The following is a 10,880-nucleotide window of genomic DNA, read 5'->3' as shown; positions in this document are numbered from 1 at the left end:
TTACAATGCTCGCCTGCTTTGTTGTACATTTCCGCCATAAATTTACCTTTGGAATGATCTTCACCCGGCATAGAAGGGGCAATTACGTATTTCTGACCTACCTTCTTCGCATCATCCGCTAACTTTTTGAACGCATCCGACAATTGACCATTTGTGTAATCTTTACTCGTAATCATTGCGTGAGCTGAAGGCATCGTTAAACCATTTTCAGCTAAAACTTTAGCGAATTGGTCAGTCGGCAAACCGAAGAATTTTCCGTCAGAATAGCCAAAACCTTCCACTTGTTTGTAGCCCATTTTTGCTACTTTAGCGAGTGTTCCAGCGGCATCTTTACCCATATCATCCTTCACAGACCATAATTGCACACCGATGTTACGAACAGAGGGTTTCTTTGAACCAGCAAATAATTCACTATTTAATAATGTAAAGCCAGCGGCAGCTAAGGCACCAGTTTTAAGGAAGTCTCTACGAGATTGTTGTTCAAATGACATTGTTTTGATTGGTTATTTATAAGAATGAGATCATGCGAAATTTTATACAACGGTAGCCATTTCTTTCCTATTTTTCACTATGTCAATGGCCGTAAAAATGGCTTGCAACATGGATGTTGCCGAAGCAGTATTTTTTCCTGCAATATCATACGCCGTTCCGTGGTCGGGTGAAGTACGAACTGCCGAAAGTCCTGCGGTATAATTGACACCCATTTCAAACGAAATATATTTAAAAGGAATCAACCCTTGGTCGTGATACATCGCTAAAACGGCATCGTAATGTTTAAATTGTGCCGCTCCAAAAAAGCCATCCGCAGGAAATGGGCCGAAAACCAAATTCCCTTTTTTCTTGAATTGTTCCAATACTGGCGTAATCGTAGTTTTTTCTTCATCGCCCAACAATCCATCTTCGCCAGCGTGTGGATTTAGTCCCAAAACGGCAATTTTGGGCTTTTGAATACCAAAATCATTTTTCAAAGAGGCAAACATCAATGCCAATTTCTGACTTATTTTATCCTGATTTATGGCTCCACGAACCCGTCCAAGCGGAATATGGCCCGTCACTACGCCTACTCGCAACACATCCGAAACCAAAAACATCAATGATTCTTTGGCTTCAAAAGCTTCAGTAAAATATTCGGTATGACCAGGAAATTTAAAGGTTTCTGATTGAATATTATGCTTATTAATTGGGGCAGTTACGACGGCATGAATCGCACCTGATTTCAAATCTTCGGTTGCTATTTGTAAACAAGCCAATGCACCCGCACCCGCCTCTTGAGTTACTTTTCCTGGCGTAACTTCTGTGGCTTTATCATCAAAACATGAAATTAAATTGGTAAGTTTATGATTGACTTGCTGAATGGACTGAATGTTATTTAAAGTCCAATCTTTCAAATCTAAGGCTTTACGATAAAACCCAAAAACTCGTTGAGAGCCGTAAATTACAGGTGTACAAATTTCTAAAATACGTTTATTCATGAGGGCTTTTAATATTACTTCGGGTCCGATTCCGTTATAATCGCCAAGGGTGATGCCTATGATTGGTTTTTGTTGTTCCACGTTTTGTTTAGTTAATTAAGGACTGGTAATTGGGGATTAAGAATTTGTAATTCAAGGCAAAAGGAGTTGAAATCAATTTATTTCCTAATTTTCAATCCCCAATTACCTAATCCCTAATCTCCGAACATTCATGCAATTTCATAAATAATGCTGAAACAAAAAAGGTTTGATAAAATCTATACAAAATTTACAACCCTACAAAAATAGTAACTAACCAAAATAAAATTGTAATTTTCCAATAACGCCAAATTTTATTAATGCCTTTGTAAAAATTACCCAATTTATTTTTGAATTTTACATGATTTATATACTTTTTATTCCAAATACATAACCTCCTGTTATTCTCATCATTATTTAAGCAAATACTGATTAATAATAACTGACAACTGTTAATAAAAATGGCTCAATCTTACGTCCAAAAAATCAATAGTATTCTCATCGCCAACCGTGGCGAAATCGCTATTCGTATCATGCGTGCGGCTTCCGAATTGGGGATTCGCACCGTAGCGGTTTATACCTTTGAAGATCGTTATTCTCTCCACCGTTATAAAGCCGATGAAGCTTACCAAATCGGTAAAGATGATGAGCCTTTAAAACCCTATTTAGACATTGAGGGGCTCATCAAACTTTGTAAAGAAAAGAAAATTGACGCTATTCACCCCGGTTATGGTTTCCTTTCTGAAAACGTTGGGTTAGTTCGACGTTGTCGTGAGGAAGGCATCAAATTTATTGGACCTTCGCCTGAATCAATGGATGCATTGGGCGATAAAGTAGCCGCAAAAGTGGTAGCTCGTAAGGCAAATGTTCCAATGATTGAAGACTCGAAAGAGGAATTAATCAATGCGGATGTTGCCCTTTCGGAGGCTAAGAAAATTGGTTTCCCTGTGATGGTAAAAGCTGCTGCTGGTGGTGGCGGACGTGGTATGCGAGTTGTTCGTGAGGAGGCAATGTTCTTAAATGCCTTCAACGAAGCAAAAAACGAAGCAAAAAATGCCTTTGGCAATGATACGATTTTTATCGAAAAATTCATCGACCAACCAAAACATATTGAGGTTCAATTACTGGGCGACCAACACGGCAATTTGGTTCACCTTTATGAGCGTGATTGTTCGGTACAAAGACGTTTCCAGAAGGTTGTAGAAATTGCGCCTTCTTTTGGTTTGAAAGAAGAGACTCGTCAGAAATTATATGCTTATGCCATTGCCATTGGTAAAGCCGTGGACTATTATAATGCAGGAACCGTTGAGTTTTTGGTGGATAAAGATGAAAACATTTTCTTTATCGAAGTGAATCCTCGGGTACAAGTGGAACATACAATCACTGAGGAAGTTACGGGCGTGGACATTGTGCGGACGCAAATTTTAATTGCCATGAATTATAAACTTTCGGACAACGGAATTTATATTTTGAAGCAAGAAGATATACCACTAAATGGTTACGCAATTCAATGCAGAATCACTACGGAAGACCCTGCCAATGGCTTCAAACCTGACTTCGGGACAATTATTGCGTACCGAAATGCCGCAGGTTTTGGCATTCGTTTGGATGAAGGTTCGTCTTATCCAGGCGTAAAAATTTCGCCTTATTTCGATTCAATGTTGGTGAAGGTTTCGGCTCGTGGTCGTACCTTAAAAGGTGCATCGCAACGCCTTGCTCGTGCCTTGACGGAATTCCGTATTCGTGGGGTGAAAACCAACATTCCTTTCTTGAAAAATGTAATTGCTCATCCAATTTTCCAACAAGGAAAATGTGTGGTACAATTCATTGACGGACACCCAGAATTGTTCAATTTTACGACTTCTCGTGACCGTTCGACCAAAGTTCTTCGCTATTTGGGCGATGTCGTTGTCAACGGAAATCCTGATGTAAAAGTAAAATTAGATAGAAGTTTCAGAACTCCTGTTATTCCTGCTTTTGATACTTTTGGACAATACCCAAAAGGCAATAAACAGCTTTTGGACTCAATGGGAGCCGAAAAATTCTCTCAATACATCAAAGAACAAAAGCAAATTCTTTATACCGATACCACTTTTAGAGACGGACATCAGTCATTGCTCGCAACCCGTGTGCGTACCAAAGACATGATGGCAGTTGCCGAAAGCTACGCTAAAAACTTCCCACAATTATTCTCAATGGAAGTTTGGGGCGGTGCCACATTTGACGTAGCGATGCGTTTCTTGAACGAATCTCCGTGGAAACGTCTGCAAGAATTCCGTGAAGCGATGCCAAATATGCTTTTGCAAATGCTTTTCAGAGGTTCAAATGCGGTTGGTTATTCGGCATATCCAGATAATTTGATTGAAAAATTTGTAGAAAAATCAGCCGAATCAGGGATTGATGTGTTCAGAATTTTTGACTCATTAAATTGGGTTGAAGCGATGAAAGTTTCCATCAGAGCCGTTCGTGAGCGTACAAATGCCATTGCCGAGGCTTCGATTTGCTATACGGGTGATGTTTTTACGAATGAAAAATATTCGTTGCAATATTATTTAGACATGGCTCGTCAATTAGAAGACGAAGGTGCTAATATCTTGTGTATCAAAGATATGGCTGGACTTTTACGTCCGTATCAAGCCAATCTTTTGGTAACAGAATTACGCCAAGCTTTGTCAATTCCTGTGCATTTACACACGCACGATACTTCATCCATTCAAGCGGCAACGTATTTGAAAGCCATTGAAGCGGGCGTTGATATTATTGACTGTTCTTTGGGGGCAATGTCTGGTTTGACAGCTCAACCAAACTTCAATTCTATCGTGGCCATGATGCAAGGACACGAGCGGGAATGTGCGATGGATTTGCCTTTATTGAACCAATATTCAAACTATTGGGAAGATGTTCGTCAGATGTATTATCCGTTTGAATCGGAATTGAAAGCGGGTACGGCTGAGGTTTACGACAACGAAATTCCAGGCGGACAATATACCAATTTACGTGGACAAGCGATTGCCTTGGGCGTTGGTGATAAATTTGAATTAATGAAGCATAACTACCACGAAGCCAATAAGTTATTTGGTGACATCGTGAAAGTTACACCATCATCAAAAGTGGTGGGTGATATGGCAATTTTTATGACTGCCAATTCCTTAACCGCCGAAGACGTATATGCTCGTGGGGCAACACTTTCGTTTCCAGAATCGGTAAAAGATTTCTTCAAAGGTGGTTTAGGTCAGCCTTACGGTGGTTTCCCGAAACAATTACAAGAAATTGTCTTGAAAGGTGAAACGGCGATGACCACTCGCCCGAATGATTCGATTTTACCGATTGATTTTGAACAAGACTTTGCCGATTTCCAAACGAAATTCCCAGAAAATGAGCAAGGAGAATTGGATTATCTTTCGTACAAAATGTACCCGAAAGTATATGAAGATTACTACAAAAACCAACAACTTTACGGGGAAGTTTCGTTGATTCCAACGCCTGCATTTTTGTACGGTTTGAAACCAGACGAAGAGATTTTGATTAACATTGACGAAGGTAAAACCATCATTGTCAAATACTTAAATCAATCTGAACCCGACGAATCAGGTTTAAGAAATATCACTTTTGAACTAAACGGACAAGCTCGTAGAATCAAGGTTTTGGATAGAACCATCAAGATTGTGAAAGCCCAACACGTGAAGGCGACTACCAAAGGCGACATTGGCGCTCCGTTACAAGGACGTTTGAGTAGAGTTTTGGTAAAAGCGGGCGACCAAATCAAGAAAAATGCACCGTTGTATATCATTGAAGCCATGAAAATGGAATCAATTGTATCATCGCCTTACGAAGGAATTGTGGGCAGAGTCGTGCTAACGGAAGGAACGGTAGTGGAACAAGAAGACTTAGTTTTGACCGTTGAAGAAGCAAGATTACCCGAGCCTGATAAAAATGAATACCTTTTTGTTTACGGAACATTACGCAAAGAAGCGGGCAATGAATTGCACAAATTCATTGAAAAAAATTCGGAATTTGTCGGAATGGCAGAGGCGCAAGGCAAATTATTTATGATTGAAGAAGAAGGCTATCCCGCTTTCGTAACGACTGATAATCAGGCAGATAAGGCGATTGGAGAGTTATATAAATTAACCAGTCCAATCAAATTATTAGCAATTTTAGACGAATACGAAGAATTTTTTGCCAGCGATAATGAAAACAGTGTTTTCATCAGAAATACGATTGACATAAATTTTGAAGGGGAAAAAGTAGAATCTTACGCCTATGAATTTAATCGTTCTGTGGAAGGGTTGAAGGAGATTGTTGGTGGGGATTTTATGAACGTCTAATTCCTTTATTTGAATTGATTTAAGGGTTAGGATTGTGAAATCCTGACCCTTATTTTTTTGTGGTTTGGTTTATATTTTTGAAATTGTGGGGGATTTGAAATATGTAGTTCGGAATTTTGCTTTGAATTATGTCGAATGGTAAAAATAACCAAATTATCATGCTTTATTATCTAATTGATATAATTCCAAAAATTCAAGCATTTAGCAAAAAACTTGATGATAAGTCACTATTGACAAGTCTATTTCCTCGGCTGGTAGAACCACTCCGTCCCCGTGACTGTGTCTCTCGACCAGCCAACTTGCGTCAGCAACACAAGCGTTTAATTTCCAAAACATTAAGGGTTATTTTAAATTGATGAGTTGCTGACGCAAGTTGGCTGGTCGGGAGACAGAGTCTGCTCGCTATCGGAATAATGAAAGGATATTTAAAAGCCTTTACCTATGGGCTTTGTCATTGCGAGGCACGAAACTCCGATTCGTGCCTCGCAATGACAAAGCCGAAAGTTTAGATACTAAAACAACAGAAAGTTACTAAATATCTTATTGAAAATTTTGAAATTAAAGTAATAAAAAACGAAGCTGAATACAAGGAATCGTTCAAAATATTGAATGGGGTTTGGGCTACAGGACACCATACGAAGGAAGGGGATATTTTAGAGTTGTATTCGCTGTTAATCAAGCAATTATAATATCTACAAACATAAACTAATGTCTAACGACGAATACTTATTATCTAAAAATTGTGAGTTTAATTCTTGAAATCTTGTACCGCTTTTTCAGAATTGGACAAAAGAATGGCAAGGAATTTTTACCTTGCCATTACATTGAAATTTATATGTTATAGCCAACATGACCTTTATTAAAAGGTACTCTTTCAATAACTCAAAATCATCCGCACTATTCTTTCTTGATTTTGAATGTTTTTAATACTCAGTAATGGTATATATAATTACCGTTTCGTAAGTTGAAGCGGGAATTAACACTGACAAACCCCTTATTTCATACTGAATAGGAATATTTGCATGATTGCTTGTCCCCGCAAAAAATAATTGCCCCAAGTTGCTAACTTGTAGATACGGAGTTAAGCCAATGGGCAGTATTGAACTCTCTGATGTCCCCATACCATCCCCCGTTTTATGAATCCATAAAGTAAGGAAGGCATTCCAGAATGAATCTTGTTTATGAACATCTACTCGCCAACTAATTGTTGTTGCCATTGTAATATCCAACATTGTCTGGTTTGCCATACTTGTTAAACTCATATCATAATCGTTTCCCGGCTCAGAAATCGTATTTGATGGTACCGACACCGACCAACTTCCTGTTGCATTAATTGTTTGCGCTTTAATACAAATAACTGATAGGAATAGAGGTATAGAAAAAAGAATCATCCTCATTCCTCAATTATCCGTTAAAGTGAAAACGATTGTATGAAAATTACTCCCACTTATTAGTAAACTATAATTATTAATCATGAGTGAGAATTTTAGTTTATATCCATTATTGATACCATCTCCTGTAAATGCTCCACCAATATTATCAATGATTCTGACTGGCAAATCCGATAAAATAACGGAAGGTACACTCTTGCCCAAAACTCCCGAACCCGCTCCCGTAAAACTGGAAGTCTCTAAAATAATTCCGTAACCAGATGATAACCTTCCCGAAGTAATTTGAGCCGATACGTATCTGCTTGAACCTAAAGGAAGAGCAGAAGTAAAATTTAACCATGTTATGTCACTACTTTCACTATTTTGTATGGCTTTTCCCGCTTCAGAAGGTTTGTTAAATTTTAAATTAATCATCCCTCCTTTGGGTTCTATATCTAATAGCGCAATCGAGGGTAAAGTGACTCCAATATTAGCACTGACTTGTGAAAAACTTAACTGATGGTATCCACAAAAAAATAAATATCTCATCTTTTTATAGATAACTGATGCATTTTGTTAGAAGAATTCATTTTCTTTCTTTTTGATGTAATTATTATTGACGTTTTTTCCCCGTGATTTATGATTGAAAAATTGATGTAATGGGTCATAGTTTAAGTCAATTCCAATACTTCTCTTTTTGGGGAGTTTTATCCTTATTTTTGGAAACAGACGATGTGTTTTATGAATATCTACTGCCTTAACGCTATCGATTTTTGGAAATATCATCGCTTTTTCTGTGGTTAATACATGCGTTTTGTTAGAAAAATTAATTTTTCTTTCTTTGGGCATGATTGTAATTATTACCTCTTTTCCAATATCAGCTGTTAAGTCAATATATTGGTGTGAGTACGAAATTGAAAATTGGTCTAATTGGCCAGGGATCAATGCTAAAACTTGCCACTTACCAAGTTTTATTTCTTTAAATGAGAATTCATCTTTACTATCAACTTCTGTCAGAAATGTTTCTTTTTCGTTGTATAATTTTACCAATACTACGGGCTTTTGTGTTGTAATATCTATGGTTCCTGGGCTTTCACTTTTCTGAAAAATTATTCTTCCCTTAATCGCTGCTATTTTTGTCAGGGGAATCGTAATTTTATAGATGGTATCAGATTTTACGATTATTTCTAAGGGTACCTGTCCTAAAGTAGTTACCCCTGATTCAATCGATGAGGGCACTAAATTGACAAAATACTTACTGGGAACTAAGTTATTAAACTGAAAAGAGCCTTTGGCATCAGTTATAAAACGCTTGTTTCCTAATTGCACGATAATCCCTTTTAGATTAATATCTTCACTCAGCCCGACTACTTGCCCTTTAATACTACCCATTTTTTTATTGCGAGCGATGGGAGCGCCGAACTTGAAGCCATATTTTAAGGCAAAAAAATGGCTGTCTTGATTACTTATTTGCGCATTAGGCACAAATGCGCCTCCACCCGTAAACGTTAAATCATGATTACCTAATTGTAAATTAGCATTGATGTTTAAAAATGACTTTATTTCTGTGAGTTCATCGGGTGCATAATTGTTTCGGAACATCACAGAAGCATTAAAAATCTTGGATAAAACTACTCTTAACGAGCCACCATAATAATAAAAATTTCTTGCAACATTATCATCCGAGAATTTACTGGTTCGTTGGTAATCAAAATATCCACCAATCCATACCCCCGGACGTACCTCCATGAGTGGCTGAACCGTATGTTGAATTAACCGCTGATTTACGGAAGAATCGGCCTTTACTAAAAGATTTTGAGATGTACCTAATCTTGCTTCATACCCAAACGTAAACTTTTTTGTACGGATATTATAACTTATTCTACCAAAGGATTCATTAAAATAAAAGCGTTTTAAACTTGATTTATCCTCACGTTCCCGTGTTTCATAACTCAAAAATACACGATTGAACTTATTAAGTTGATAGTTCAATGATAGCATATTACTCTCGGAATAAGGCGAAATGCCAAATATAGTAATATCATTACTTGGATTTAATCGAGTTATATTACTCACCAAGTTTACGCTCAATTTTTTTGATAAATAATAATTGAGGCTATTAATTAATAAGTAACTGTCTTTATAAAATCCGTAAAAATTTTTCCCCGTATAAATTAAATCATTATTTATTTGTAAACGACCGATTCGCCAATTCATCCGATTAAAGACCCCAAAATCTGTTTTTCCTTGTGAAAAACTGCTTGAAACTTCATTGTCAAGCGTGAAATTCTTAAGGTGCAATGCCGCAGAGAATCCGTAAAAATGAGCCCTAAAAACGTCTAAATTATTATCCACTAAAGTTTTAGATAACATATTGAACGAAAGCGTGAATTTTGTCGAGGGCTTTATCGTAAAAATACCCCCGTAAGTATCTCTTTGTCTTGGATAAAACCTTGGATTGACGTAAAATAATGAAAATTCCATCTTTTTGAATGCGTGATCCAACCTTATTCCTCTCCCAAAACGCCCAAACTCCGTCAAATTATTTACTTTCAGCGCATAATCTCCGCCTGTAATGACTGTTTTTTTCTTAAAAGCATATTCAAACGAATACTGGTCAAAACTATTCGTAGAAGGTGTGTTTAATTGATTAGGGCCGTGTATGATAAAATTTAAATAATGTTTTTTGGCGATATCTAAATCTCCTTTGCCTCTAAAATCATATTGATAACCCGATATACTTTTATCTCCAAACTTAAAATTACTATACAATACGCTCATTTCAATTGGGAAACGTAAGTAGGGGTCTCCTTCTTTAATCTTACTGGAATATACTGAAATCGAAACTGTTTTTGAAATAGGATGTATTGAATCTTTCATGATTATCTGTAAATCAGAGGAAGTATTCCATGAATCTTTATTAGACATTGGAATAATCTGTACAACTTTTACGTGCAAAGATTTATTGGGTTCAATGGTAACAGAATCAATTTTATGTTTTATTTCAATACTTTTGGGACCCGCTTTCTTATTGTGTTTAGCGGAAATAATTTTGTTGATATTTTCTGTTAGTGTATCTGGCTTTGGTAATTCTATTTTTCCGTAAAAAGTCTTTAAAATAATCTTTTCGGAGGTATTTCCTAAGTTTTGAATCACATACGCTACACTTAGGGTATCTCCTTCTTTAATATATTCGGGTACATTCAGCGCCAATATTTCAAGTTTTCGAACGCTTTCAACTTCAACAATCTGATTTTTATTCTCAATTTTATGCCCTTCACTTATGGCACTTATTGCCAAATTATACATACCCTGTGGCGCAAGTCTCGAGGCAGCAATGGTATAAATAAATTTTACGCTTTGCTGTCCTTTGAAAACACTTGGTTTTTTGCTCATCAAAATACGCCAACCCTCAGGCAATGCAATGGCAATTTCTACATTATCTTCAAAATGAGTATTACTCTTCATTTCCAGAAATAGCGTAAAGTATTGTCCAGGTTTTATTTTATTCGGTGGATTTAATACTTGTATACTTATAAAATTTTGGGCGTAAATATCAAATGATAGCACCACAAATATAAGTATAGGCAACAGCTTTTTCAAGATTATTTTAAACACTTTAACTTTAATGTGGTAGCGTGAAAATGTTTTTCAAAAATGATAGTAATGCTAAATTCAGTATTTTTACTTTG

The 10,880-nt window shown here is 36.8% G+C and carries 6 protein-coding genes; 1 reads left to right on the top strand and 5 read right to left on the bottom strand.

All coding sequences use genetic code 11. The features are described 5' to 3' along the window. Both AC1W31_RS06520 and pdxA read right to left on the bottom strand, forming a co-directional pair. Nucleotides 1-491, bottom strand: a 491-nt coding sequence (locus AC1W31_RS06520; protein WP_481733608.1) for a sugar phosphate isomerase/epimerase family protein, incomplete at its 3' end; no start/stop codon positions are given. A 42-nt stretch (nt 492-533) separates the two neighbouring features. After that, nucleotides 534-1,553: a 4-hydroxythreonine-4-phosphate dehydrogenase PdxA gene (gene pdxA, locus AC1W31_RS06515; RefSeq protein ID WP_481733607.1), complete on the bottom strand. Its 1,020-nt coding sequence runs from the start codon at nt 1,551-1,553 to the stop codon at nt 534-536. Between the two features lie 398 nt (nt 1,554-1,951). Here pdxA and AC1W31_RS06510 point away from each other — a divergent pair, with 398 nt between their 5' ends. Further along, nucleotides 1,952-5,818 (top strand): pyruvate carboxylase, encoded by a 3,867-nt coding sequence (locus AC1W31_RS06510; protein ID WP_481733606.1) that lies wholly within the window; start codon nt 1,952-1,954, stop codon nt 5,816-5,818. 923 nt (nt 5,819-6,741) lie between these two features. Here AC1W31_RS06510 and AC1W31_RS06505 read toward each other — a convergent pair. The 3 genes from AC1W31_RS06505 to AC1W31_RS06495 form a co-directional block, all read right to left on the bottom strand. After that, the gene (locus AC1W31_RS06505; RefSeq protein WP_481733605.1) at nt 6,742-7,065 is read right to left on the bottom strand and encodes a hypothetical protein; all 324 of its coding nucleotides are present in this window, start codon (nt 7,063-7,065) and stop codon (nt 6,742-6,744) included. 153 nt (nt 7,066-7,218) lie between these two features. Next, on the bottom strand, nt 7,219-7,737 hold the full coding sequence (locus AC1W31_RS06500) for a hypothetical protein (RefSeq protein ID WP_481733604.1): 519 nt from the start codon (nt 7,735-7,737) through the stop codon (nt 7,219-7,221). Between the two features lie 27 nt (nt 7,738-7,764). Beyond that, on the bottom strand, nt 7,765-10,656 hold the full coding sequence (locus AC1W31_RS06495) for a COG1470 family protein (RefSeq protein ID WP_481733603.1): 2,892 nt from the start codon (nt 10,654-10,656) through the stop codon (nt 7,765-7,767). Between the last annotated feature and the right edge of the window lie 224 nt (nt 10,657-10,880).

The sequence above is a fragment of the Arcicella sp. genome (assembly GCF_964672035.1).
This window is presented reverse-complemented; position numbering and strand designations above follow the sequence as displayed.